This window comes from Enterocloster sp. 210928-DFI.2.20, from assembly GCF_020554465.1.
Lineage (GTDB): Bacteria > Bacillota > Clostridia > Lachnospirales > Lachnospiraceae > Enterocloster > Enterocloster bolteae.
Genome location: NZ_JAJCHK010000007.1, coordinates 132,359 through 158,726, shown reverse-complemented (window position 1 = coordinate 158,726; position 26,368 = coordinate 132,359). Strand labels below are relative to the sequence as shown.

Annotated in this window: 22 protein-coding genes; 2 read left to right on the top strand and 20 right to left on the bottom strand. The window is 49.0% G+C overall.

Features of this window, described 5'->3' with window-relative positions; genetic code table 11:
* The first annotated feature begins 52 nt into the window (after positions 1–52).
* On the top strand, positions 53–676 hold the full coding sequence (locus tag LI015_RS09300) for a hypothetical protein (protein WP_227124675.1): 624 nt from the start codon (positions 53–55) through the stop codon (positions 674–676).
* A gap of 77 nt (positions 677–753) precedes the next feature.
* Positions 754–1,152 (top strand): PaaI family thioesterase, encoded by a 399-nt coding sequence (locus LI015_RS09295; protein WP_002565473.1) that lies wholly within the window; start codon positions 754–756, stop codon positions 1,150–1,152.
* Between the two features lie 182 nt (positions 1,153–1,334).
* Here the strand turns inward: LI015_RS09295 and LI015_RS09290 are convergent, their stop codons facing one another.
* The 20 genes from LI015_RS09290 to LI015_RS09195 all read right to left on the bottom strand — a co-directional run bounded on the left by LI015_RS09290 (position 1,335) and on the right by LI015_RS09195 (position 26,247).
* Positions 1,335–1,757 (bottom strand): hypothetical protein, encoded by a 423-nt coding sequence (locus LI015_RS09290; RefSeq protein WP_002565474.1) that lies wholly within the window; start codon positions 1,755–1,757, stop codon positions 1,335–1,337.
* Positions 1,758–1,776: 19 nt separating this feature from the next.
* Entirely contained in the window at positions 1,777–3,075 is a 1,299-nt protein-coding gene (locus tag LI015_RS09285) for a phenylacetate--CoA ligase family protein (protein ID WP_002565475.1), read from the bottom strand.
* A gap of 125 nt (positions 3,076–3,200) precedes the next feature.
* Positions 3,201–3,776, bottom strand: coding sequence for an indolepyruvate oxidoreductase subunit beta (locus LI015_RS09280; RefSeq protein ID WP_002565476.1), 576 nt, complete (start codon positions 3,774–3,776; stop codon positions 3,201–3,203).
* Between the two features lies 1 nt (position 3,777).
* Entirely contained in the window at positions 3,778–5,526 is a 1,749-nt protein-coding gene (gene iorA / locus LI015_RS09275; protein ID WP_117626898.1) for an indolepyruvate ferredoxin oxidoreductase subunit alpha, read from the bottom strand.
* Positions 5,527–5,592: 66 nt separating this feature from the next.
* Positions 5,593–6,900, bottom strand: coding sequence for a phenylacetate--CoA ligase family protein (locus LI015_RS09270; RefSeq protein ID WP_002565478.1), 1,308 nt, complete (start codon positions 6,898–6,900; stop codon positions 5,593–5,595).
* 389 nt (positions 6,901–7,289) lie between these two features.
* The gene (locus LI015_RS09265; protein ID WP_002565479.1) at positions 7,290–7,799 is read right to left on the bottom strand and encodes a CBS domain-containing protein; all 510 of its coding nucleotides are present in this window, start codon (positions 7,797–7,799) and stop codon (positions 7,290–7,292) included.
* A 117-nt stretch (positions 7,800–7,916) separates the two neighbouring features.
* Positions 7,917–8,954 (bottom strand): LacI family DNA-binding transcriptional regulator, encoded by a 1,038-nt coding sequence (locus LI015_RS09260; protein WP_002570573.1) that lies wholly within the window; start codon positions 8,952–8,954, stop codon positions 7,917–7,919.
* Positions 8,955–9,012: 58 nt separating this feature from the next.
* The gene (locus LI015_RS09255) at positions 9,013–10,176 is read right to left on the bottom strand and encodes a M20 family metallopeptidase (RefSeq protein ID WP_227124673.1); all 1,164 of its coding nucleotides are present in this window, start codon (positions 10,174–10,176) and stop codon (positions 9,013–9,015) included.
* Between the two features lie 75 nt (positions 10,177–10,251).
* The gene (locus tag LI015_RS09250; protein ID WP_002570575.1) at positions 10,252–10,995 is read right to left on the bottom strand and encodes a glutamine amidotransferase; all 744 of its coding nucleotides are present in this window, start codon (positions 10,993–10,995) and stop codon (positions 10,252–10,254) included.
* A 23-nt stretch (positions 10,996–11,018) separates the two neighbouring features.
* Positions 11,019–12,299 carry a M20 family metallopeptidase gene (locus LI015_RS09245; protein WP_038294520.1) on the bottom strand — a complete coding sequence of 427 codons (1,281 nt, stop codon included), beginning with the start codon at positions 12,297–12,299 and terminating at the stop codon, positions 11,019–11,021.
* Between the two features lie 57 nt (positions 12,300–12,356).
* A complete protein-coding gene (locus LI015_RS09240; protein ID WP_002570577.1) occupies positions 12,357–13,292 on the bottom strand; it encodes a nucleoside hydrolase in 936 nt (311 codons plus the stop codon).
* 14 nt (positions 13,293–13,306) lie between these two features.
* On the bottom strand, positions 13,307–14,242 hold the full coding sequence (locus tag LI015_RS09235) for an ABC transporter permease (RefSeq protein ID WP_002570578.1): 936 nt from the start codon (positions 14,240–14,242) through the stop codon (positions 13,307–13,309).
* A gap of 11 nt (positions 14,243–14,253) precedes the next feature.
* Complete coding sequence (locus LI015_RS09230; protein ID WP_002570579.1) at positions 14,254–15,297, bottom strand: ABC transporter permease; 1,044 nt, start codon at positions 15,295–15,297, stop codon at positions 14,254–14,256.
* Complete coding sequence (locus tag LI015_RS09225; RefSeq protein WP_038269443.1) at positions 15,294–16,919, bottom strand: ABC transporter ATP-binding protein; 1,626 nt, start codon at positions 16,917–16,919, stop codon at positions 15,294–15,296. The genes LI015_RS09230 and LI015_RS09225 overlap by 4 nt, the downstream gene beginning before the upstream one ends.
* A 40-nt stretch (positions 16,920–16,959) precedes the next feature.
* A complete protein-coding gene (locus tag LI015_RS09220) occupies positions 16,960–18,078 on the bottom strand; it encodes a BMP family lipoprotein (protein WP_227124671.1) in 1,119 nt (372 codons plus the stop codon).
* A 383-nt stretch (positions 18,079–18,461) separates the two neighbouring features.
* A complete protein-coding gene (locus LI015_RS09215) occupies positions 18,462–20,534 on the bottom strand; it encodes a helix-turn-helix domain-containing protein (RefSeq protein ID WP_227124669.1) in 2,073 nt (690 codons plus the stop codon).
* Positions 20,535–21,031: 497 nt separating this feature from the next.
* Positions 21,032–21,289, bottom strand: a complete 258-nt coding sequence (locus LI015_RS09210; protein ID WP_002565481.1) for a hypothetical protein — start codon at positions 21,287–21,289, stop codon at positions 21,032–21,034.
* Between the two features lie 30 nt (positions 21,290–21,319).
* Positions 21,320–22,609, bottom strand: a complete 1,290-nt coding sequence (locus LI015_RS09205; protein ID WP_227124667.1) for a dicarboxylate/amino acid:cation symporter — start codon at positions 22,607–22,609, stop codon at positions 21,320–21,322.
* 36 nt (positions 22,610–22,645) lie between these two features.
* Complete coding sequence (locus LI015_RS09200; protein ID WP_117626894.1) at positions 22,646–23,815, bottom strand: MalY/PatB family protein; 1,170 nt, start codon at positions 23,813–23,815, stop codon at positions 22,646–22,648.
* 296 nt (positions 23,816–24,111) lie between these two features.
* Complete coding sequence (locus tag LI015_RS09195; RefSeq protein WP_117626893.1) at positions 24,112–26,247, bottom strand: sigma-54 interaction domain-containing protein; 2,136 nt, start codon at positions 26,245–26,247, stop codon at positions 24,112–24,114.
* Between the last annotated feature and the right edge of the window lie 121 nt (positions 26,248–26,368).

Below are 26,368 nucleotides of genomic sequence, written 5' to 3'. Positions count from 1 at the left end.
TTTTTCTACTATAGTTTATGAGAAGAAAAACAACGGGTGACAATAAAATACATTGAGACAATCACTCACACTTTGTCTGGGCGTCCCATATGATATAGTACAAACCAACAAAAAAGGAGAGTACAATATATGTGTTGCTTTAGACTTTGTAGATGTGGATGGAATCGTTGTAATTGTGGATGTGGCTGTGGCTGTAACAACAGTGGTTGTGGATGCGGCAGCAACAGTGGCTGCTCTTGCGGCGGCAGTAACAGCGGATGCGGCTGCAGCAATGACAGTGGCTGTGGCTGTGGATGCGGCAGTAACAGCGGATGCGGCTGTGGTTGCTCTTGCGGTGGAGGAAACAACAGCGGTTGCGGCGGCCATGATATCTGTGCAGGCGCCAGACGCCAGGCATACAGGGAAGGCTTCCGCAATGGCTATTGGGAAGGCTTCAACGATGCAACCTGGGGCAATCCAGGCTGCGGCGGCCCCACCCCCCGCACGGCCGGAGGACCTGGTCCAGCTATCGCCGAAAACAGCTGCGGCTGTAACAACTAATAGAAATTGGCAAACAACAGGTATACGGAACAGGGCCTCCTACGAGGCCCTGTTTTGCATCTTCTCTGTTTTGCATCTGCTCTTTTTTACACACTCTTTCTTTCCTAATCACCTCTACATCACAGACAACCATTGACAATCTTCCTTTTTCTGGTATATAGTTGGCTTATATTCACTATCATTTCATACATAGAACCACAGGAGGTTTTCCATATGGATGCACAAAAACTGGAACAGATACAGAAGGTCTTTGCCAACGACCGTTTCGCTACGGATAACGGGGCTGTCATTGAGCAGGTAGATGAGGGATATGCAAAATGTTGGTTGGAAATACAACCGCACCATCTTAATGCAGCCGGCACAGTCATGGGAGGGGCCATCTTTACCTTGGCTGACTTTGCCTTTGCGGTTGCTTCCAACTGGAACAAGCCCCTCCATGTCTCAACCACGTCCCAGATCACCTACCTGGGTGTTGCCAGAGGCACACGCCTCATAGCGGAAGCCAGAAAGGTAAAGGAAGGACGGAGCACCTGCTACTATCTGGTGGAGGTGAAGGATGACCTGGGCAATGAGGTGGCCCACGTAACGGCCAGCGGTTTCTCCAAAGGATAGAGGAATCAATCACCCGCATCCTGCGCCTTCTCTCCAAATATGCCAAGCCGTATTTCCGGGGTATCAGGCAGCAATCATGCAAAGGTGCCGAGAAATCATCTCAAATGATGGTTTCTCGGCACCTTTATCTTACCTTTATCTTACCTTTCACTCACTATCCATTATATTCCGGTCATACCAGACTACCAGCACATTTCCTCATTACTGTACAGCACCAATCCGCCGTCTGTCACTGCCCTGGCTGCCGTCTCTCCGTCAGACGCCTTCACAATCATTGCCCTGCGGTTGGCGGAAGCCAGTGCGTACATGTACTCAATGTTCAGCCCCTGGCTGCAGAGAATGTGGGTCATCTTGTGCAGTTCCCCCACCTGGTCCTCCAGTTTTACTGCCAGCACATCGGTCAGCATGGCTGAAAATCCTTTTTCCCTCAGCGCTGCCTTTGCCTTATCCGGATCAGACACAATCATTCTCAGCATACCATACTCCGTGGTATCCGCCATGCTGAGGGACAGTATGTTGATGTCCTGCTCCTTCAGTACTTCTGTGACCTGCTCCAGTCTGCCTTCCCGGTTTTCTATAAATACAGATAATTGTTTTACAAACATTCTTGCACCCCGCCCTTTCTTAATTCAGATTCCTCTTGTCAATCACATGCTTCGTTTTACCCATGCTCCGCTCAATGCTCTTTGGCTCCACCAGCTTTACCTTCACAGCCAGACCTATGGCCTGCTGAATCATATAGGCGATCTTTCCTGTCAGATTCTCCAGCTCCCGGATTTCATCTGAGAAGAATCGCTCCTCCACTTCCACCTGCACCTCTAAGGTGTCCAGATTGTTCACACGGTCCACAATCAGCAGGTAATGAGGCGTGGTGCCGCCCATTTCCAGCAGGGCAGACTCTATCTGGGATGGGAATACGTTGACGCCTCGGATAATCAGCATGTCATCGGTCCTTCCTGTGAATCTGGCAATCCTGGCCGTGGTCCTTCCGCACTGGCAGGTACTGTGATCAAGGCTGGTCAAATCCTTTGTGCGGTAACGGATTAAAGGCAGCCCTTCCTTGGTCAGGGTGGAAATAACCAGTTCGCCGGTCATGCCGTCTCTCAGCGGCTTCAATGTATTCTGGTCCACGATCTCCGGCAGGAAATGGTCCTCATGAATATGGAGTCCCTCATGGAACTGGCAGTCTGTGGCAACGCCCGGTCCCATGATTTCGCTGAGGCCGTAGATATCGTGGGCGTGGATTCCCAGCTGACGCTCAATCTGGGTTCTCATTTTCTCAGTCCAGGGCTCTGCTCCGTTGATGGATGCCTTCAGTTTAATCTTATCCTTGACCCCCATCTCCTCGATGGTTTCTGCAATATGAAGAAGGTAGGACGGCGTACACATGATTCCTGTCACACCGAAATCCACCATCATGGTCACCAGCTTCTTGGTGTTGCCTGTGGACATGGGGACCACGGTGGCTCCCATCTCCTCCGCACCATAGTGGGCTCCCAGGCCTCCGGTAAACAGACCGTATCCGTAAGCCACCTGGATGATGTCATTGCTTCCCAGTCCGGCCATGGTAATGCACCTGGCCACGCACTCACTCCACACGTCAATGTCCTTGCGGGTATATCCCACCACCGTGGACTTTCCCGTGGTGCCGCTGGATGCGTGGATACGGGTAATCTGGGAATTAGGCACCGCAAACATGCCGAAGGGGTATGTATCTCTCAAATCATCCTTTGTGGTGAACGGTAGCCTTTCCAGGTCCTCGATTCCCCGGATGTCTCCCGGCTCCAATCCTACTGCCTGCATTTTCTTGCGGTAATACTCCACACTGTGGTACACCCTGTCAACTAATTTTCTCAGCCTTGCGCTCTGCAGGTTGGTCATCTCATCCCTGCTCATGCACTCCTTTGTCTCATTCCATATCATTTGCCTGTAACCCCTCCAACTCTCACATGACATATTTTTATATCCCTTATCTGCTTACAGTCCACTCTCCGGTTTACTTCCCGGCTTCTGTCCGACTGGCTTCTGTTTGACCGGCTTCTGTCCGTCTAAACAGAAAGCGCATAACCGGTCTCAAATGCCTTTTTATTAATTTCCACCGTCTTAGGCGGAACCGTTGTCTCGATTACCTTCAGCCAGTCTTCCTTCTCAAATCCCATGTGCTTTGCAGCGGCTCCCAGGACAATGACATTGAATGCCTTGGGCGCGCCCATCTTTTTCGCTTCCTCCGTGGCCTCCACCACAATGGTTCTGCGGGCTTCCTTTAACCGGTCAATGATTCCTTCCGGATACTGAGCCACCCCTGTCACCACCGTAATGGGGTCAATGCGCCAGTCATTGACAATGACCACGCCGTCTTTTTTGAGGAAATGAAGATACCGCAGTGCCTCCAGACGCTCAAAAGCAATCAGCACGTCTGCCTGGCCTTCCTCTACAATGGGTTCTGCCACTTTTTCTCCATATCTCACAAAGGTTACCACGCTGCCGCCGCGCTGGGCCATGCCGTGCACCTCGGACAACTTCACGTCAAAGCCCGCCCCGATTGCAAGCTTTCCAAGTATGCGGCTGGTAAGAAGGGTTCCCTGGCCGCCTACGCCTACTATCATAATATTCTTTGATGTCATTTTATTCACCCGCCTTTACCAGATTGATTGCGTCAAATTTACACAGCTGTTTACACAGTCCGCAGCCATTGCACATGGTCTCGTCAATGGATATGGTGCCGTCCTCATTCTTTGTCAGGGCAGGACAGCCCGGTCTTAAACAAGCTCCGCATTTCTTACACTTATCCGGCAGCGGCCTGCACTTGTTGGGGAATTTGATTCCCTTAAGCAGGGCGCAGGGCGCCTTGGTGATGATGACGGATACCGCATCCCTTGCCACTTCCTCTTTGATTACGCGCTCCAGCTCCGCCTGGTCAAAGGCGTCCACCTCGCAGACATGCTCAATGCCCAGTGACTTGCACAGACCGTAAATATTGATGGCAGGAACCACCTGTCCTTTAAGGGTCTTGCCTGTGGCGGCATGATCCTGGTGGCCTGTCATTCCCGTGGTGGAATTATCCAGAATGATGACTGTGCCGGTGGCCTGGTTGTAGACCATGTTCATGAGAGAGTTGATGCCTGTGTGCATGAAGGTGGAATCACCGATTACAGCCACCCAGCTCTTAATATACTCTCTTCCCTTTGCCTTCTCCATACCGTGGAGAGTGCTGATACTGGCTCCCATACAGATCGTGGTGTCAATGACGCTTAAGGGCGCCACTGCCCCCAGTGTATAGCAGCCGATATCTCCGGCAGCATGTATCTTCAGCTTGTTAAGCACAGCGTATACGCTTCTGTGGGGACATCCCGGACACAGGATGGGAGGTCTTGCAGGAACCTGGGCCGCCTTATCCACCTGTGATGTCTGGCCCAGCACACGCTCCCTGATCAGGTTTGCGCTGTATTCACCCTGAACCGTGAATATTTCCTTGCCCACTGCCTTCTGAATGCCCCAGGATTTAACCTGTTCCTCCACCACCGGCTCCAGCTCCTCAAATATGTAAAGCTTATCCACCTTGGCCGCAAATTCCTCGATGAGCTTCCTTGGAAGGGGATTGAGAAGCCCCAGCTTCAGGACAGACGCCTGAGGCATGGCTTCCTTCACATACTGGTATGCAATACCGTTGGTGATAAAGCCCACGGATAAATCATTGTATTCCACCCGGTTGATGGGCAGGCTGTTGGCATCCTCTGCCATTTGTTTCATGCGCGCTTCCACCACCACGTGGCGTTTGATGGCATTGCCGGGCATCATGACATACTTTGCCATATCCCTCTCATAGGGGATGTCAAAGGGCTCTGCCCTCTCCTCCAGTTCCACCAGCCCCTGGGAATGAGACAGACGGGTGGTACTGCGCAGAATAACAGGGGTATCATATTTCTCACTGAGATCGTAAGCATATTTCATGAATTCCTTGGCTTCGGCACTGTCGGAGGGCTCCACAATGGGGACCATAGCAGCCCTGGCCACCATCCGGCTGTCCTGCTCATTCTGAGAGCTGTACATGCCCGGGTCATCTGCCACCACCAGCACCAGTCCGCCCCGAACGCCGGTGTATGCCGCCGTATATAGCGGATCCGCAGCCACATTCATCCCCACATGCTTCATGACGCACATGGAACGCACGCCTGCTATGGATGCACCGATGGCCACCTCTGTAGCCACCTTCTCGTTGGGAGCCCACTCCGCGTAAATCTCATCGTACTGGACCAGAGACTCGCTGACCTCCGTACTGGGTGTGCCCGGATAGGCTGCGGATACCTTTACCCCTGCCTCATAGGCACCTCTTGCTATGGCTTCATTGCCAAGTAATATTCTTTTCTCTGACACGTTTTTTCCTTCCTTTCAGTATGTATTAACTGCACCGGACCTCTTAATAACTGTCCTGATGCCTCATCAGACTTCCTTTCGCAGGTCCGTGACCCTCTTTGCCTTTCCCTCAAACCGCTGAAGGGTGTTGGGGGATACCAGCTGAATCTTGGCATCCAGACCAAGCATCAGGCGCATCTTATCCTTCAAAGTGTCCTCCAGCCGCTCAAGGGCAGCATAGGAGTCCATCATACTCTCAGCTTCCACCTCAACCTTGATAATCAGGATGTCGGAGTGGTTCTTCCTGTCCACCACGATTTCATAGTTAGGCCCGATTCCCTCTGTATTAATCAGCACTTCCTCAATCTGGCTCGGGAATACGTTGACGCCCCGAATCTTTAACATATCATCCGTACGTCCTGACAGGTTCTCCATCCTGGCGGTGGTGCGGCCGCAGGGACAGGGTTCATACATTAGCCTGGTAATATCCCTGGTACGGTAACGGATGAGAGGCAGCGCCTCCTTGGAAATGCAGGTGATAACCAGCTCTCCCTTTTCGCCGGGAGGAAGCACTTCCCCTGTGGCGGAATCTATTACCTCCGCAATAAAATGGTCCTCATTGATATGCATTCCCTTAAGTTCCAGGCATTCTCCCGACACGCCGGGACCCATCAGCTCGCTCATGCCGTAATTCTGGGTCAAATTTACATCCTCTCCCCATACCTTGTAAAGCTCATTCCTCATGGCCTCTGTCATCAGCTCGCTGCCCAGTACAAGGGTCTTTACCTTCAGGTCTTTCCTGGGATTAATTCCCATCTCCAGAGCCACCTCAGCAATGCGCATGGCATAAGAGGGAGTTGCCACCAGCAGGGTAGTCTCAAAATCCTTCATATACATCAGCTGCTTCTGGGTATTGCCGGTAGAGGACGGAACCACCGCAGCCCCTACCTTCTCCAGTCCATTGTGAAGTCCCAGGGCGCCGGTGAACATGCCATACCCAAAACAAATCTGGGCAACATCCTCGTCCGAGGCGCCTCCTGCCACGGCCAGACGGGCCACACATTCCTTCCACACCTCCAGGTCATTCTCCGTATAACCCACCACAGTTGGCTTTCCCGTGGTACCGCTGGATGCGTGGATTCTGCGCAGTTCCTTCTTTGGAACCGCAAACAGGCCATAGGGGTAATTGTCCCTCATATCCTGTTTCGTCACAAACGGAAGCTTCTGTAAATCCTTCAGTGTCTGTATATGCTCCGGCCTTACACCTGCCTCCTCCATCTTGGCGCGGTATGCCGGTACCTTTTCATAAACCCGGTTCACCGTGTCTTTTAGGCGGCTCAGCTGTATCGCTTCAATCTCCGCCCTGGACATTGTCTCCTCTTTTGCCCAAATCATGTTGTCTGACCTCCCTTTCCCTGCCCCCGCATCTCCTGTCTGGTTTCCTGTACTATCTTACTTTGACGTGACAACGCATTGGCGCATTATATTGTCTGGCGACATTATACCATCTTTTCCCGGGTTTGTCTGCTGTTTTCATGCAAATTCCATATGAGTTTTCTGTTTGCGGTTTTTACACCGGAAGCATCTGCACAAAACCTAACAGCATCCATAGCTACATCTTATCACAGTTTCATGACTTAGGCCATATTAGGGCTCATATTAGGACAGGGACATATTGACCATGTCCCTGTATATTAACAGGGAACCATGTCTCCCGCCTTATGGCGTTTTCCATGGTTCCCTGCAATCGCACAGCCCTCACCGTGCCGGACCGCCCTGTCCCGCTACACCAGGACTCCCTCCTGACTGCGCAGCTTTACCACCGCGGACAGGTCCGTCTTTTTATGTTCCTTTCCGCCCTGGTCCTGACACTTCTTGGAACGTTCCTCGGCGGTTTCGCACTTCTGGTAAAAATATTTGATAATGTCCTTTCTGGTAATGATACCAATGAAACTCTTCTGATCATCCAGTACCGGCACAAAGTTCTGGTTCAATGCCTTTCCGATCAGATCCTCCATATCTGCGTCTGCCTTAACCGGACGGTTGTCACACCGGCGGCGTATGGCTGTAACAGGTATCCTCTCAGCCCCTTTTAGATCCAAATTAAACTGGTTCTTGATTCCCCATAACAGGTCACCCTCCGTCAGCGTCCCCACATAGCGACCTGTCCTGCTGACAATCGGTACTGCGGAATACTTGTGGTGCTCCATTTTCTCCAAAGCCTGTCTTAACGTATCATCCTCGCTTATATACGCCACATCACTTTTAGGAGTCAGGAAAAACAGTATGTTCATTTTTTCACTCCTTTTTCCCGTATTCTTATTTAAGTATAATGCCTGCCTCTGAACCGAATGTGAACAAATTATTATAAATATCTGAAATTTCTTAAGATGCAGAAAATACAGATATATTTATATGTGCATTACACCTGCAGGAGCCGCCGTACTCTGTCTGACCACCAAATACGGCTGAAACATAATATTTTTCTTTGTATCCTGTTTCTGTTTCTGGCGAATAATCCGAATCATCTGCTGGACCGCCTCTGTTCCCATTTCCTCCACTGGCTGATGAATTGATGTAAGGGGCACACTTAATATCTCTGAAAAAAAGATATCGTCATATCCAATCAGAGATATGTCCTCCGGAACAGAGATTCCCTGCTGTTTTAGATAGTGAAACACACCATACGCCGACATATCATTATAAGCAAAAATTGCTGTAACATCTTTTTTGAGCAGATATTCCGCCCCCCGCACGCCGCTGCTTAAGTCATAGTCCCCATAAAATATAAGGGACGGATCAAATTCCACTCCTTTTTCCATCAGCGCCCTTATATAGCCCTGCGTCCTCCGGTTGGAATCAGCCAGATCCTTTGGGCCGCCCACGCATCCAATCCTGGTGTGGCCCAATTCCAACAGATGTCTGGCAGCAAGATAACCTCCCTCATCATGGTCCACAATCACGGAACAGCCTTTGACTTCAGGATAAAAGCGGTCCACAAGGACAAAGGGTATGTTGAGTGAATCCATCAGAGCCACCATTTCCTCCACTTTTTCACTGTCATTCTCCCTTGCCATACAGATTAATACTCCGTCTACCCCCTTGTCAGCCAGCATCTGCAGATATTTCATCTCGCGCTCATGGAGATCGTTGGTGTTGCACAGTATGAGATTCCAGCCGTTCCTGCGGCATTCATCTTCAATGGACTTAGCCATATTAGCAAAAAAGTTATTTCGGATGTCAGATAAAATCAGGCCCAGGGTTTTTGTCTGCTTCTTTACCAGTCCCACAGCTAATTGATTTGGACGGTAATTGAGTTCCTTCGCAGCCTGGAGAATGGCCTCTTCTGTTGCCTTTGGAATCTTATGTGCCTTTCCATTCAGTACCAATGATATGGTGGTAATAGAAAAACCTGTGTACTTCGCTATATCCTTAATTGTTGTTCGCAAATCCTGCCCCCTGTTAAAACATGCTCAAAATCTTACATTTCATTATATCATAAGTTTATTATTTAGCAATGTACCAGCAAAATTTTTCCATGACTCTAATTGCCTCAAAATACTTGGATATCTCCACGTATTCATTGGGCTTATGACACATCTGAGGCTCTCCCGGACCAAAGAGAAGTGCCGGACTGTCCGGCCAGGCTGTCAGGAAAATGGAAGCGTCTGTAAAATAGTTGATACCGGTCTCTCCTGCATTATCGCCTATAAACCCTTTCAGCCTGTGAAGCCACTGGTTTTTTTGGCCGGTCTCTACCGGCATCCTGTAATTTGATATTTCAGGCGTAAAGGACAGACCTCCGTTATAAACTTCACACCGCTTTTCTATAAGGCATTCCAGACGGTTCAGAACCTCCTTTTCATTTAAAGGCGGCACAATACGGATATCAGCCAGAAACTGCGCCCTGTCCGGAGTCATATTTGGTGCAATTCCACCCTCCGCCATGGTAACCTGGAGTGTGCTGCGTCCCAGCACAGGGTGTTCCTCCCTCATAAGCTCCTCTCTCAAATCCGCAAGCAGGCCAAATCCCTGCTCCAGGGCATTGATTCCCTGCCAGGGTTCTGCTCCGTGGCTTGTCTTGCCTGAAACAGATAGTTTTAACCAGATACATCCTTTCTGGGCCACACCAGCCTGACATGAAGTAGGCTCTCCAATTAAAAGCAGCTTTGGAAATAAATCAGGATACTCCTTTATGATTTCCTTTGCGCCCAAACCGCCACGTTCCTCATCACAGGTTCCCGCAAAAACAATTGTTTTCTGCGGGACGCATCCGCTCTCCGCCAGCTCTCCCAGAACAAAAGCCATGACTGCCAATCCGCTTTTCATATCACTGGCGCCTCTTGCATAAAGGCGTCCATCCTGTTCTGCGCACACAGCCGGATTGGTATTCCATTCGTTTATATCTCCATATGGGACCGTATCCAGATGTCCGTTAAAAAGTATGGTCTCTTCTGTTTTTCCTCTGAGCACGCCAATCACATTGCCGTGATGCTCGTCAATCAGCTGAACCCTTGTTTCCATACCTTTTCTTTTTAAATATTCTGCCAGATAAACAGCTGTCTCCTGTTCCCTGTCTTTTCCGTTAACACTGGGTATTTCCAGTATGCTCTTCAATAACGCCAGAGCCTCTGTTCTTTTCTGTTCCTCTGTTCTTTTCTCTGTTTCCATCTGCAATCCTCCTGCAAAAAGAGGACTGCCGCCCATGGAATCCTTGATTTCAGGCAGCAGTCCCCATCCTTATTCTTACTTTGTCAGCCAGTTCATGATTCCCTGCCACATCCTGTTATAATATTCCCACTCACAGAATTCCGGCGGGGCCCAGTGCGGGGCACAGTCCGTGGTTACTACAGCGCTCTTTCCCTTTCCATATTCCCCAAAGGCAATAAACGGATCATCATCTACCACAGCGGCCACAACCGCTTCCGGCTTTGCAATGGTCTTGTTATATCCCAGTACCTGCGGGAACTCCCCGGGAATCCCGTTCAGGGCTTCGTGCTGAACAACTGTTACAGGTGTGGTTCCCTCGCAGTGCTCCATACGGTCATCCACAGTAAGCACCTCTACCGGCAGAACCTCCTGCACCGCAGTATCATGCCATTTTCCTTTTGCATCCACGCCTGAAAAGGTAAGGTAGCCTCCCACCATCATAAGGGCTCCCCCATCCAGCACGTAATCGCGAATCAGATTACATCTGTTTGGCTTCTTCTCGCTTCTCATAAATGTGGCAGAGGGAAGAAGAAGCGTATTGGCTCCAATGTCAGAGAGAATTACTGCATCATATTCCTTTAATTCTTCCATTGTAAACGGAAATTCCTCTCCTGCCAGATGGTTAGGCATAAAGGTAACCTCATAACCGCCTTCTTCCAGCGCTGCTTTCAGCCACTTTTCTCCTGTCTCGTATACAGAGGTATAAAAACTGTCAAATCCTTTCACATGTGTAGTGTAACTCATCCAGGACTCTCCTGCTAACAATACTTTCTTACTCATCTCTCTTCTCCTTATTCTTCATTCTATTTATTTGCCTTACACCATTCCAGTATGAGCTGGGCATAAACGAGAATGGCTTCCAGATATGATTCTGCCTCCACGTACTCATTTACAGCATGGCACTCTTCCAACCGTCCGGGACCAAACTGCATGGTGGGGCATCCCGCGATATTCTTCCATAATCTTGAATCACAGCCTGCCGGAGAACCGACCAGACGCACCTGTCTTCCAAGGGCTTTTTCGTATCCATCCATAAAGCAGGCCACAAAGCTGTCATCAGATTCCTGTTCAAAGGCCCCTCCGGCCTGATACATGGTTATCACCGGCCTGTGCCGGCACAGCCATAAGTCGCTGTCAGCCACCCGGTTCACCGCATCTGTAAACTCCTCTACAATTTGATCATAGCTCATCTGTCTGGGCAGATAATGGATGCATGTCTCGAAATAACAATGTCCCGGCACCGTTGAACCGGCGCTGCCTCCGTGAATCGTACCTATATTCAGATTGGGAGCAGGAAGCAGGGGATGTTTATAAGTCAGCAGCCATTTGTGTTCCAGCTCCTCCAGCTCACGGATAACCTTAAACGCCTTATCAATTGCACTGACTCCCTTCCACTTTGCTCCGGAATGATTGGCTTTTCCCTCAAACTCCACTTTAAAAAAGACAAATCCCATATGGGCCAGAATCAATTCATCGGAAGAAGGCTCACATACAACCACTCCATCGGCTTTTTCTCCCGACATGATTGCCGCCATAGAACCATTGCCTCCGCCTTCTTCATCGCAGACTGAAGTGATATGTACATCTCCCGGCAGTTTTATCCCGGCATCCTTAAGCAGCTGCACTGCCATAACAGATGCCATAAGTCCGCCCTTCATATCAGCCGCGCCAAGGCCGTAAAGCCTGCCGTCCTTCATGGTTGGCGTGTGCGGCGGCGTATTCCACTCATTTTCATTTCCTGCCGGCATTGTATCAATATGACCGTTAAACATCAGGCTCCTGCCGTCTTTGTCTCCTTTGAAAACAGCATACACATTATAGCGGTCATCGTAATTATGTCCAATGTTTCCTTCCTGATATTTGGCCAGGCATTCTTTAATGGCTTCCTCTGTCATAGGATCCCGGCGGATGCTATCCGCTCCCATATCCTCGAACAATTTCACCATATACTCCTGCCCCTGCTTTTCCAGCCCTCCTGCTATCCCATGGCCCAAATCATGGGTGTCGATAGCTATAAGGTCCATCAAACGCTGTATATATGCCTGTTTATTTTCTTCCAAAACTTCTTTTAGCGGCCTCATAATTTCAACTCCTTTTTCGGTCAGACATGGTTGCGGCATTTCATCACTCCATTAACCAGATTAACCGTAATTGCGGATTCCCTGTTCAATGATATCCCAGAACTTTTCCACATCCACTTCCACTGCCACATTGCTGTTGGGCTCCCTCTTGAAATATCCGAAGAAGTCACAATTCGTACGGCCGTAGCTCTGAACGCTGCGGATATCTATTTCCGTAAACATTGCTTTCGTTGTCAGGACTGTCGGGTCTATCAGGTATGCTATGGTCAGAGGGTCATGAAGAGGTCCTCCCTCCCATCCGAATACAGCTTTTTGGCTCTTGCTGAAAAACCGCATCAAATCTGCAAACAGCATTGCCGGCGGCGTTCCTATCTTTTCCATTCGTTCAATCACGGACGGGTAACACAGCACTTTTCTGGTCACATCCAGTCCCACCATGGTTATGGGCCTGTTGCACGTGAACACCACATGGGCCGCGTCCGCGTCCGCCAGAATGTTAAACTCTGCCGCAGGCGTCATATTTCCCAACTGATAGCAGCCGCCCATAAGCACAATCTCACGAATCTTAGGAAGAATTCTCGGTTCCATACGTATTGCCATGGCAATATTAGTCAGCGGGCCTGTGGGTACAAGTGTGATATCACCGTCCGATGCCATCAGCGTATCTATGATATACAGCACCGCATGTTTATCTTCTGCTTTTTTTCTGAGAGGTGCAAATACCGGTCCGTCAAGCCCTGTCTCTCCATGTATGTCATCCGCAATAACCTGCTTATCCCGTATCATAGGCTGTCCGCATCCTGCGTACACTGGAATATCCAGCCCCAGATATTGGCACACATTTAATGCATTGGCCGTTGTTTTTTCCAATGTCTGGTTTCCGGCCACCACCGTGATGCCCAATAAATCAATTTGCGGGCTCTTAGCCGCCAGCATTATGGCAACCGCGTCGTCATGGCCCGGATCGCAGTCTAAAATAATCTTGCGCTTATCCATATCTTAACCTCCTGTTATTCAATCGTAACCAGTGAACTCTTTTTCTTCTCCTGGGCTTTCTTCTTGGATATCATGGAAACTGCCAGTACTGTAATGGTCACCACGTAGGGCATCAGCAATACAAACTGGGAAGGAACACCATACGCCTGTATACGGGCTCCCAATGAATCTGTAAATCCGAATATCAGACAGCCAACCGCTGTAAGAGCAGGATGAGCTCCTCCAAAATACATGGCGGCCACACCCATAAAGCCTCTGGAATTCGTCATACCCTCTGTAAAAAGCTGGCTGTATCCAAGGGACAGATGAGCTCCTGCCAGCCCTCCAATCAGACCGGATATGGCTATTGCCTGGTATTTCATAGCATTTACATTAATACCTGCTGTTTCTGCAGCCATGGGAAACTGTCCCACTGCCCTCAGCCTCAGTCCCCATACTGTCTTATAAAAAAGAAACATCATAAGAAATACCAGCACGATAACAAACCATTCCGTAACACTCCAGTTGTTAAACAAGCTGTCCAGGACCGGCACACCGTCTAAAAACGGCATATGTACCTTAGGTATGCCTTTAATCTGCGGGCTGGTAAAGGAGCCGCTTACTCCAAGCACGCTATTAAGCATGAACTTGGTAAAGGCAATGGCAAACAGATTAATACCCATACCGATGGCACAAATCTCTGCCTTGTACTTAATGTGTCCCACAGCCATAATCATAGCAATGAGAAGCCCTGCCACCATTGAAATAAGGATTCCCAGAACCCAGCTTCCAGTCAGATAACTAACAGTTACCGCTGTAAATGCCCCTGTAAGCATGATACCCTCAGTACCAATATTAAGAATATCCGCCTGCTGGGTAATAGCTGCACATAGAGCTGCATATATGATGGGCGTAGCTGAACGGAACGTCGCATATATTAATGAAATATCAAAAATCTTATCAAATTGCATATGTCCTCCTCCTACTGCGCATCTGCTTTTGCCTTGCGTTTTTTATTAAACTGGAACAGCAATTCCATGGTAGCCACGATAATAAAGATAGCTGTAATGGTATCTACAATGGATTTTGGAACACCTGTATTCTGCTGCATACCCAATGCACCAGAGCGGAGCACTGCCAGGAAAAACGCGATGAACGGGGTTGTAACTACATTGTTCTTAACTATCAGGGAAGCCAGCATTCCGTTTGTTCCCAGGTTCGTGGCAAAGTTATTCAGGAAGTATCCGTATGTACCCAGCACCTCGATACAGCCTGCCAGGCCGCCAATGGCGCCGCTGAGCATCATGGTACGGATAAACACCTTCTTCGGATTGATTCCAACATACTCAGCATTGGCCGGATTGGTTCCCACGGTTCTGATCTTATAGCCCAGCGTTGTTTTGTTCAGCATCCAGATGACAGCGATGACCGCTGCAATAGCTATAAACAGCCCAGCGTTGGCATTACTTGGTTTCAAAAGTTTGGGAAGCGTCACATTCACCGGTATGGACTGGGGATTGGCAACGCCTGCACTGATTGGTCCGCTTACTAAATAGGAAGTGATATACAAAGCCACACTGTTCATCAGAATGGTGGTACACACCTCGCTGACGCCGTAATACGCTTTTAAGAATCCCGGAATCCATGCCCATGCCGCACCTGCTGCAACGGCAGCCACAAAACATGCCACTAACAGCAAAGGCTTTGGAAGCCATGTACAGTAGATTCCCACATAGGCAGCTGCCATACCGCCTAAGAATACCTCGCCCTCAACACCTACATTGAAAGCTCCTGCCTTAGCCGCCACTGCAAATGCAATGGACGTCAAAAGCAGCGGGGTAAAGTTGGCCAGAGTTGTACCAATTTTCAATTTTCCCACAAAAGCGCCCTTAAACAAAGCCGCATATGCCTCCAGCGGGTTTTCATGAATCAGAAGTATAAAAACAGCTCCTATGCCCAATGCCAGAAGAGCCAGCAGTAAAATCCTCCTCAGGCTTTTCATCACTGATTCTACTTTTGGATTCATTGTCTGCCTCCTTCCTGCTCCTGAATACCGCAGCCTTCCATATCATGACCGCCCATCATCAGAAGTCCCAGCTTTTCTTCATCTGCTTCCTCCGCCATCATGCGCCCTGTAATCCTGCCCTCATACATAACCACAATACGGTCAGACAGAGACATGATTTCTTCCAGGTCCGCAGATACCAGAAGCACTCCCAGGCCCTTTTTCTTAACATCCTGCAAAATAGTGCGGATCGATTCAATGGCTCCTATATCAACACCTCTTGTAGGCTGGGATGCCACCAGAAGTTTTCCGCCTATGGAAACCTCTCTGGCCACCACTACCTTCTGGGCATTACCTCCCGAAAGTGATGATGTGGGAATCTCAGTATCCCTGGGTCGTATATCAAATTTCTCGGCCATCTCCTTGGCAAACGGGTAGGATGCAGAATCATTTACCATGATTCCCTTGGCAAAGGGAGCTTTGTCCTCCTGAACTGCCACCAGATTCTCCCGTATTGTCATGGTACGGTTTAAACCTCTGGTATTTCGGTCTTCCGGTATATGGGCAAGTCCGGCTTCTCTGGATTTCTTTGGAGAAAAATTAGTTATTTCCGTTCCTCCCAGAATAACACATCCCTTCTCCACCTTTCTCAATCCGGTTATAGCCTCTATAAACTCACTCTGGCCATTTCCATCAATACCGGCAATACCCACGATTTCCCCTGCCCTGACTTCCATAGAGACACCGCGTATCTTGGATATCTCTTTTTCACCCGATGTCCACAAATCTTTGACTTCCAGGACCACATCACCGATATCAGCCTTTTCCTTTTTTATATCCAGGAAAACTTCCCTTCCTATCATCATCCTGGCTAAATCTGAAGGGGACGTATCCTGTTTATCTACGGTACCAATAAAACAGCCCTGCCTCATTACGGTAATACGGTCCGATATCTCCATTACCTCATTGAGTTTATGAGAGATGAAAACAATGGACTTGCCATCCTTTCTCAAATTCTCCAGAATCTCAAAAAGTCTGCGTGTTTCCTGAGGCGTCAGCACAGCTGTCGGTTCATCCAGTATGATTACATCTGCTCCCCTGGTCAATATTTTAATGATCTCCACTCTCTGGGCTTCTCCCACGGAAATCTGATTTATTTTCTTACTCATCTGTATATCCATGCCGTACTGGTCTATATAGTGCTGCACTGTATTTTTTGCTTTATCAAAATCTATGGTGCATCCCTTTCTGGGTTCAAATCCCAGAATAATATTCTCCAGTACTGTAAGCTCGCTTACCAGCATGAATTCCTGGTGCACCATGCCTATTCCTTTTTCTATGGCAATCTTGGGGGTGATGTGGCTCATATTCTCGCCTTTGATTTTTATATCTCCCCCGTCAAAATCATATAGTCCGTACAGCAGTTTCATCATGGTGGATTTTCCTGTTCCGTTTTCACCAATCAGGGAGTGTATTTCACCCTTTTTCAAGTTGAACTGCCCATCTTTTACCGCCTGTACGGAGCCAAATGATTTCCTGATATTATTCATTTCCACTACATATCCGTTCATTCCGGTCACCTTTTTCCCTGAATCTTTGCCTCTAAAGATTTCATAAAACCCGGGGCGGGAAGACATATCCATGTCCTGCCGCCCCTTAAGTATCTCCGCGCTTTATACTGCCTTACTGAGCGTCCTTACCGAATCCCTCATAGTTATTTACCACAATCTCACCAGAAATGATTTTATCTTTCAGTTCCTGCACCTTGTCCTGGATATCAGCAGGGAACTTATCACCTAAGTGCTCTTTAATGACTGCGAAATCAGTTAAATCCACACCGTCATTGGAAACTTCCAGATAGCTGGTGGTATCTCCTTTGAAGTTACCCTCCACTACGGACTCAATCACGCTGTAGCAGGCAGTGTCAACTCGTTTAACCATGGATGTCACTACGTGTCCCGGCTGGTCGTTATCCTGATTTAAATCAACGCCAATCGCATATTTTCCAGCTTCCTTGGCCGCCTCCAGAACACCTGTACCTGTACCAGAAGCCACATTCATGACAATGTCAGCACCCTGTTCATACTGCGCCAATGTCAGCTCCTTGCCCTTAAGAGGGTCAATCCATGTTCCTGCGTAAGACTGAAGAATGGTAATGTCGGGATTAATATACTTTGCTCCCTGCTCAAATCCAACATAGAAATCGTGAAGCACCGGAATGTCCTGGCCTCCGACCCAGCCTATAATAGCATCGTCATTTACCCCTTCAATCTCGGAGTGGGTCGTGAACATAGCTGCCACTGCACCGGCTAAAAATGAACCCTGATTCTGAGCAAAGCTGATGGAAACCACATTTGGTCCTTTTACAGTTGTATCAATGATAGCAAATTTAACGTCAGGATAGCTGTCTTTATATTTCTCAAGATATTCCTGGAAATTAGAGTTAGAGCAGATGACCAAATCATATCCGCCCTCGCAGCATGCCAGAAGGTTGGCTTCCCACTCGTCTGCGGTAGTGCCTTCCAGGTTCTTTACCTCCACGCCAAAATCCTTGGCTGCCTGCTGTGCACCTGCATTACAGGAATCATTGTAGGATTTGTCTCCCAGATTACCAGAGTAAACAACAGCTACCTTTATGGGACTTTTGCCCTCAGAATCTGCTACCTCGCCGGAGCCCTCCGCTGCAGTCTGCCCGCTGTCCGCTTTGCTCTCTGCCTTAGCTCCTGTGCTGCTGGAACCACACCCCACCAGACTTAATCCTAATACTGCCGCCATCGTCATTGCCAAAAAACGTTTCTTCATAATAAAACTACTCCTTCCTTCACCTAAAATATAATTGTTTCCTTTTACCAGGAAAAAGCTTTTAGTAAAGCGTTTTTCCAAATTTATTTCGTGATTTAATCTTATTACTATTTTTTAATTTTGTCAATACATAAATATTGCACTATATTGAAAACATATTTTTATGCATTATTTACAGTTTTTATATGTGTTCTGCCCTTATGTTCTGATTGATATTTCCTTCGATGGTAAAAGGCTTTATCTTCCCTGATGCTGTAAATCCCAGTCAGATATCACAACATTTTCAACGCCGCACACAACCGATGGTTCGTTCTGACCGCCAAATAAGAAAATGGCAGGAGATGGGCGCTTCCCGCACCGCTATATCTCCTGCCATATCCGCTCTATATTTTTTTCCCATCCCCATACAAATTCCTATACTGCCCCGGCGTCATATTCTCTGAACTCTTAAACCTCCTTGTAAAGTTGGACAGATTGGCATATCCAGCCTCCTGGGCTATCTGGGCTATCTGCTTATCTGTGTGAATCAGACAATCCTTGGTGTAATCCAGACGTTTTTTGGATATCAGTTCGGAGAAACTGGTATTCAGGTTCTGGGTTATGAATTTACTCATATAGCTGGATGAATAGCCAAAGTGTTCCGCCATTCCCACCAGGCAGAGACTGCTGTCCCTGTAATTATCTTCTATGTATACAAGCACCTGCTTAACTAAATCATTGCGGGTGTCCTGCCTGGAGGCCGCAAGGACACCATTGATTCTCATAAGAGCATCTCCCAGCTTTTCACCGAATTCTTCCACAGTCCTGAACGCGGTCAGCTGGTACAGTTCCTTCTCCGTCAGCCGGATGTCATTTTTCTTCACTTCCTTCAGAAGATGGCTTACGATATCATAACAGCACATCAGCGCCATCTGTCCCGGAAGCTCCTCCAGGCTCAGCACCACTTCCTGCACAGAGCCCTCCACCCCCTCCGGCGAACCGCTTTCCAGACACCGGCTGATACACAAGAGACATTCAGTCTGATAGCGGCTGATGGTAGCGCTGTACTCCTCACCCTTTCCCTGCTCCATGTTCTCAAAATCCAGCTCTTTGTGGGGATTTAACAGACGGAACTTCATGTTGGTAAGGGCCTCCAGATAGGACAGATGCACACCTGACGCATCCTCATGAATATTTCCTGCGGAAATGACGCACTCGCAACTGCTGAATACCTCCTTCAAACGCTCCCTGGCCCCAATCCTGTGTTCCTCAGTCAGGACCTTGCGGCTGAGAATGACGGCAATTGCGCCGAAATAGTACAGGAAACTTGTATACACGCCGTAATCCGTCTGAAATCTCTCTTTTATGGGACCTTCCTTTTCTTTGTACAAAGCGGATAACTCCCTGGAAGACATGTTTCCTCCGGCCGCCAGAATCACCATATGATTCCGCCCCTTCATCTGCTCCGTTAGAATGCCGTTCACCATGTCGTCCTCCCGGGTACCGTCCTCCCGGGTGTCGTCCTCCCCATAGAGCAGCTTTGTCACAAGCCGTTCCTCCACCAGGGGCCACTGCTTTTCAATCTCCTTTGCAAGGGAATCCCTGACAGAATTCAGGCTGTCATACTGATGCTTTATAAATACCAGCTCGTCCCTGCTCCTGTCCTCACTGTTTTCATTGTCCTGTTTCATATATTGAGCCAGCTGGTGTATGGGCTTGTAATAATGGTAGGCCATGTAGATTGCCATAAAGCATCCCAGGATTAAAAAGAGTAAAACTCCGGTGACCAGCAGGCTGTTATTCTGTACCACATCTGCCAGCAGGTCGGGCATGGTTATCTTACTCAATATGATAAGAGAGGGATGGTCCATAGGATATACGATATAACGGCCCTGTCCCGCTCTCTCCTGAAAGGTGGTACAGCTTCCCGGCTCTGCCTCCAGGACCCGTCCCATCACCTCATCCAGCCCCAGATCCTCCCCTTCTGTTGCCAGTATCTTTCCCTCTCCGTTCAGCACAGCGATTCCATGGCTGTAGCTGCCCGGGGACGTGGTCATACTCCGGCTGATTTTGGAGGGCTGCAGTTCCAGCACCACCCAGGATTCAACCTTAAAGGAATAATTATATACCGGATAAATGAATACCATCTGCGGTCTTGTTATGATTCCGTCCTTCATGTGGTACTCCTTGTTGATAACATCGTACCCGGGATGGTCCATATTATACAGTTTTTCCAGGAATGGCTGCCTTTCTTCCTCCGGCAGCCTCAGCTGGCCCGCCAGAAGAATATCCTTGGCATACCGCCCTTGGGAAGAAAAACTCATATCTTCATTTTCGTAGAGGATATACGCCTTTGTTATGTAAGGATTGGCTGCATTCTCCTCGCGCAGCATGTCCACCATCTGAATCTGGTTTTGGGCATCCCGGCTTCTGGATACCACAGGGCCGCTGAAGCTGATTCGGTTCCCAGCCTCCATAAGGCCGGCCGTTCATGGTTACCAAATCATCTCCCAGACGCTCCAGAATATTTTCATTGTACCCAAGAATCTCCCTGGACAGATTACGGTACATAATAATTTGTAAACAAATAGAAAGTACCACCATAGGCACCAGAAAAAAAGATGTAAAACCCAACAAATATTTATGAAAAATGCCTCTGCGCAAATCTGTACCTCCCCGCCGTATATGGTTGTGCACATGCCATTTTTACATTATATATTATTTTGAGGTGATTGGAAAGAAGTTAAATGGGAAGAGCATATGTTCCATTAAATGGAAGCGCATATCTGCCGGACAGGAAGGAACACGCCTGCCGCATTATATTTATCAGCAAAACAGCAGGAAAACGCGTTCAGATGCTTACCCGCGTTTTCCTGCCGTTATCCATACCTATATGATTCCATAATCCCGCCGCCCCGAACCCCATCCTGTACCTGTTCCGGAAACAGCCTTACACCGAAACGCAAAACCTGTCTTATATCCGCGCCATAACTTCATTTAAATCCAATGTTCCGGTACCGTCCTCCAGTTCAAAATACGGTATGCCGATTCCTCCTGCCCGGCGCACAGATTCATACATCTCATTCTGTTCCCGGACCTCCAGATACTGCTTCAAATCCGGAAGGCTGGCAGACAGGTTCTTAAAATCAATGTCCGCCTGCTTCTCTGTCAGTTTACATAATGCATACAGTGTGTCAGGACATAAATGACTTCCTATAACAGTTACTTTCATACTATAAATCTCCTTTTCTATCATATGATTCTATTTGGTTTCTGCTATAGCGGCTTGTGCCGCGGCAGTATTTCCCATGGGATTTTCTTTGTAAATCTGTTTTTCCAGCCAGTCTTTTCCTTCCACCAGCCTGGTCACCATCATGGAAGCAATGGTATCGCCGCTGGCATTAAGGCAGGTTGCGGCCGGGTCCACCAGAAATCCTATGGTGGCAATCAGCGGGAAGGCTTCTGCCGGAAAACCGAAGAGGCTGACAATAAGCATTTCTCCCACCAGGCCGCCCCCGGGAGCACCGGACAGCACAAAGGCGCTCAGGATAGCAACCGCCATAGCCATGGCATAGGTACCGATTCCGGTAAAGGACTGGCCGAATATACCAAACAGGAAACTTATCTTCACTATGGAGGAGAGCACGGAACCATCCATATGCATAGTCGCCCCCATGGGCAGCACAATATCCCGGATGTCCCTTGGCACCCCTATCTTGTCACACGCCTCGCAGTTTACAGGCAGGGCGGCAATGGAGCTCTGAGTGGCAAATGCAGTGACCGCAGGATTCAGTATATGTTTGAACATACGCCTCACTCCCTCTCTTCCTCCTGCGAAATAAGAATATGCCGGAAATGCTGCCATGAAATAAACAATGCACATGGGATAATATACCAGCATGGCATGTCCGTAGTCTCCGATCAGTCCCGGGCCGAACTCTCCCACCAGGGATGCAAAATACGCTCCCAGTCCAATCGGCGCGTACAGCATGATAATACTCACGATTTTCATGATAATTGAATTCAGGTTATTGAGCATCCTTCCCACAGGACTGTCCTCACCTCCGCAGGCGCTGACGCAGAAACCGGACAAAATGGCGAATACAATGATGGGCAGCATGTTCTTCCTGCTCATAAGCCCTGAAAAATCGTCAACCGTCAGTGTGCCTACCACCATTTCCCCGATTCCGCTCATTTCCTCCATCTCAGCGCTGGCAAAATGGATGCTGGTGCCTGCCGCCGGCGGAAATACATTTACTACCACCAGCACCAGGACACCTGCGATGGCACCGGTAATCACAAATACCATCACCAGACTGCTCAGTATCTTCCCCAGCCGTTTCATGTTCACCATGTTCCCCACTGCGCTGGATATGGAAACAAAAACCATTGGAACCACAATCGTAAACATCAGGTTCAGAAAAATATCTCCCAGGGGAGCCAGAACCTTTGCCTTTTCGCCAAATATCACCCCGATGACGGCGCCTATCATGATGCCTGATAATAAAATGATTGGAAAACGGTAATTCTTCCATATTTCTGATTTGTTCATCCCTTACTTCCTCCTTCTCCTTTGGCGCAGCCCGGTCTACAGACGATCCACTGCGTTCTTTAACTGTCCCAGGGCCCTTTCTAGTACACTCCTTGGGCAGGCGGCATTCAGCCTCATGTAACCGGACAGGCTCCGTCCGAAGGTATACCCCTCATTCAGTCCCAAACCGGCTTTCTCGATCATAAAGGTACGCAGGGTCTCATTATCCATATTCAGTTCACGGCAGTCCAGCCACACAAGATAAGTGGCATCCGGCACCGTGGGCCTGATTTTGGGTATATTGGCGCTGCAGTATTCCCTTATAAAGGTAAAGTTCCCATCCAGATACGCAAGCAGCTGTTCCAGCCACTCTTCCCCCTCATTAAACGCTGCCTCCATTGCCACGGAACTGAACGCGTTATTTCTGTGGATATCCATAGCCATCCAGAAGTCATCAAATTTCTTCTTCATCTCCAGATTGGGAAAAATTGTGGTGGATGCCTGAAGCCCCGCCAGGTTGAAGGTCTTTGTACCGGAAATACAGCTGATTACCCTTCCGGCCGTCTCCGCGGACAATGTGGCGGTTGGAATATGTTTTTTTCCATGGAATACCAGGTCAGAATGTATCTCGTCGGAAACCAGCAGAGTGTTGTTGGCCATACAGATATCTGCCATTCTGGTCAGCTCCTCCCTGCTCCATACAATTCCCAGTGGATTGTGGGGGCTGCACAAAAGGAATATCCTGGCTTCCTTAGCCTTGGCTTCAAAATCCTCGAAGTCAATTCCCCATGCACCGTCCTTTTCCACCAGTCGGTTTTCCAGCACATTCCGTCCCCACGCCTCTGTTACATCGTAGAATTCCGAGTACACAGGCGTCTGAATCATGATGCTGTCACCCGGTTCTGAAAACAGCTTTACAATGGATGACAGGGCCGGCACCACTCCCAGGCTCCAGCTCATCATCTCCTTTTTTATATCCCATCCGTTGCGCCGCTTCTGCCAGCCCCGGATCGCCTCAAAGTAGGAATCCGGCCTGGAGGTATATCCCCAGATCCCCTCTTCGGCCCTCTCCTTAAGGGCGTCTATGATGGGCTCAGCTGTCCTGAAATCCATATCGGCCACCCATAAGGGAATCACATCCTCCCTGCCGAATTTCTTCATCCTCTCATCATACTTGGCTGCCCTGTTGTGGCTCCTGTCAATGACTTCGTCAAAATTATACTTCATGTCATATACCGCCTTTCTTTCATTGTTTATGCTGGCTGTGCTTTTCCGCAGCTGCTTGTGCTTTCCGCATCTGGCTGTGCTTTTCCGCATCTGCCTGTGCTTTTCCGCATCTGGCTGTGCTTTTCCGCATCTGCCTATTTAATAAGCAAGCATCATGCCAACTTTTACAATCATATTGAAATCAACGCAAAAAAAGGACTTGATTCCTTATTAAATCAAATCCTTTTCCGCTGTATTTAAATTATTCCCCAAACCAAATCAAATGGTTATATTGGCCGCTAATTGGTTGTGTTTTTTTATTTTTGGTTGATAATATGGTTTATTTGGTTAAATTCATATCCTTCCCATATCTTCCTGCCCAGGGATGTTATACGGCTTCCGCCTCTTCCCCGTCCAACCCTGGCCAGGCCATATTCCCTGAATATTCCCAGGATAGACCTGACGGCCGGCTGGGAGAGAAGGAGCTTTTCTTTTCTGGCAGCTTCCAGAATCCGCTCCCGTCCCACTGTCTCTCCATTTTCAGAGGAACAGTATAACATTTTTAGTACAAACCAGTATTCCTCCGGTTCCAGCCCCTGTTCCCGCATTGCCTGTTTCCACGGTGCGGTATCAGGCTGCAAAACCGGTTCCGGATATTCCGCCTTTTTGGACGCGCAGTACGATAATCCTGCCCCAATCCCATCATACTGAAATGTGGGGGGCAAATCCTTTACAGTGATGACCTGGCTGCCTGTAAAGCAAAAGTACTCCGCCAGGTTGCGCAGTTCCCGGATATTCCCCGGCCAGCTGTACGTGCGGAAAATCTTCTTTACCTCCTCTGAGAGCACAAACTCTCCCTTCAGCTCCCGGCAGAACCGTTCCATGAGAAGGAATACATCCTCCCCCCTCCGGCACAGGGGAGGAATGAGGACCGGCAGTGTGTTCAGACGGTAATACAGGTCCCGCCGGAAGCTGCCGTCACGCACCTTTTCTTCCAGGGATTCATTGGTGGCTGCCACGATACGTACATCCACGCTGATAATCTTATTGCCGCCCACCCGCATGATCTCATGCTCCTGAAGCACCCGAAGCAATTTTACCTGGAGGGCCGGACTCATGCCCTCCACCTCATCCAGAAACAAGGTGCCGTGATGGGCGAATTCAAACAGCCCTGGTCTTCCGCCTTTTTTGGCCCCGGTAAACGCGCCCTCCTCATACCCGAAAAGCTCGCTTTCCAGCAGATTTTCCGGCATAGCCCCGCAGTTTATGGCCACAAACGGCCCCTTTTCCCTCCTGGAAGCCAGATGCACTGCGTTGGCAAACAACTCCTTGCCAGTGCCTGTCTCACCAATTAAGAGTACCGGTGATTCCGTGTAGGCCATGCGCCTTAAAATGGCCTTTGTCCTCAATATCTCCCCGGACACCCCAATCACATCCTCAAAGGTGTACTTGGCCCGGTACCCCTTGTGCATCAGCTGGTTGCGCAGCTCATGCTGGCGGTTCTCAGCATCATTAAAGGGCTGCAGGATGGCAAACGCGCCGATGCAGTCCTCCCTGCGCAGCACCGGAACCACTGTGACGCCTACATTCACATTGTTGATGCGGATTACCCTGGGCTCTATCTTCTCTTTTGTCTTAAGGCACTCAATAAACGGCAAATAGGCCAGGGAGGCAGATGCCTGCTTATGCATCACCAGCGTACGGCTCAGCCCCGTAATCGTTTCCGCCTTCCTGTTCATGGCAAATATCTCGGCCCGCTCATTGATACCGATGATTCCCTCGTCCAATATCTCCATCAGTATGTCAAACTGGCTTTCCAGCCTTCTGGACCTGGCGAACATCATGTCAAAATTGTAGGTGCTGGTGACCACACTTGAAAAATATGCCTGGAACTTAGGCGTCTCCAACAGTTCCTCCAGGCCCAGTTTTAACGCTGCCTCAATCATGGTCTCCGAAGTCAGACAGCGCTGTCCTATGTTGACCACCTGCTTCACGCTGTCCGGGACATACCGTTCTTCGTCCGGTGTGACAGCCAGGCCAATGCCCTCCACCGGCTCCGCTCCCGGATAAAAGGGTATAAATTCAATGTGGTTCACCCCCAGCTGGTTCAAACCCGATGTGGCTTCCCTGACCATTTTCTCCGTCATATTCACAAACAGAGCCCTGGTTCCGGCAGGAATGGTCCGCAGCAGCCGTATGGTTTCCCATAGATAGGTCACGTGAATCTCGCTGATCTGCGCTTCAATGGGGATGTACTGGGGCACATCCTCCCGGTTGTCAAATGCGTCTGTTGACATGAGATACAGATCCGCCCGCTCCATATTGGAAATCGTTCCTTCTCTCACACTGTATGAATTCACCTTCACGTATTCCCCGAACAGCTCCTGCACCTGTTTTCCGTAAAATGCGCTGGCTCTTGGGTCCAGGGCAATGACCGCCACCTTTTTAACCATTTTATTCCTCCATTTCAACCATTAAAACCATTATAAGACCAAAACCCGCCTTTCTGCAAGCTGAATTTTCAGGCATGAATCTTGCTTGTAATGAGAGATAGATAGGATTTGCGCTGAACGC

Bases quoted from the DNA above. Each gene is read 5' to 3' on its own strand.
- LI015_RS09295 (WP_002565473.1), top strand. From the start codon at position 754: ATGGATGCACAAAAACTGGAACAGATACAGAAGGTCTTTGCCAACGAC.
- LI015_RS09290 (WP_002565474.1), bottom strand. From the start codon at position 1,757: ATGTTTGTAAAACAATTATCTGTATTTATAGAAAACCGGGAAGGCAGA.
- LI015_RS09285 (WP_002565475.1), bottom strand. From the start codon at position 3,075: ATGATATGGAATGAGACAAAGGAGTGCATGAGCAGGGATGAGATGACC.
- LI015_RS09280 (WP_002565476.1), bottom strand. From the start codon at position 3,776: ATGACATCAAAGAATATTATGATAGTAGGCGTAGGCGGCCAGGGAACC.
- LI015_RS09270 (WP_002565478.1), bottom strand. From the start codon at position 6,900: ATGATTTGGGCAAAAGAGGAGACAATGTCCAGGGCGGAGATTGAAGCG.
- LI015_RS09265 (WP_002565479.1), bottom strand. From the start codon at position 7,799: ATGAACATACTGTTTTTCCTGACTCCTAAAAGTGATGTGGCGTATATA.
- LI015_RS09255 (WP_227124673.1), bottom strand. From the start codon at position 10,176: ATGGAAACAGAGAAAAGAACAGAGGAACAGAAAAGAACAGAGGCTCTG.
- LI015_RS09250 (WP_002570575.1), bottom strand. From the start codon at position 10,995: ATGAGTAAGAAAGTATTGTTAGCAGGAGAGTCCTGGATGAGTTACACT.
- LI015_RS09240 (WP_002570577.1), bottom strand. From the start codon at position 13,292: ATGGATAAGCGCAAGATTATTTTAGACTGCGATCCGGGCCATGACGAC.
- LI015_RS09235 (WP_002570578.1), bottom strand. From the start codon at position 14,242: ATGCAATTTGATAAGATTTTTGATATTTCATTAATATATGCGACGTTC.
- LI015_RS09230 (WP_002570579.1), bottom strand. From the start codon at position 15,297: ATGAATCCAAAAGTAGAATCAGTGATGAAAAGCCTGAGGAGGATTTTA.
- LI015_RS09225 (WP_038269443.1), bottom strand. From the start codon at position 16,919: ATGGATATGTCTTCCCGCCCCGGGTTTTATGAAATCTTTAGAGGCAAA.
- LI015_RS09220 (WP_227124671.1), bottom strand. From the start codon at position 18,078: ATGAAGAAACGTTTTTTGGCAATGACGATGGCGGCAGTATTAGGATTA.
- LI015_RS09215 (WP_227124669.1), bottom strand. From the start codon at position 20,534: ATGGAGGCTGGGAACCGAATCAGCTTCAGCGGCCCTGTGGTATCCAGA.
- LI015_RS09210 (WP_002565481.1), bottom strand. From the start codon at position 21,289: ATGAAAGTAACTGTTATAGGAAGTCATTTATGTCCTGACACACTGTAT.
- LI015_RS09205 (WP_227124667.1), bottom strand. From the start codon at position 22,609: ATGAACAAATCAGAAATATGGAAGAATTACCGTTTTCCAATCATTTTA.
- LI015_RS09200 (WP_117626894.1), bottom strand. From the start codon at position 23,815: ATGAAGTATAATTTTGACGAAGTCATTGACAGGAGCCACAACAGGGCA.
- LI015_RS09195 (WP_117626893.1), bottom strand. From the start codon at position 26,247: ATGGTTAAAAAGGTGGCGGTCATTGCCCTGGACCCAAGAGCCAGCGCA.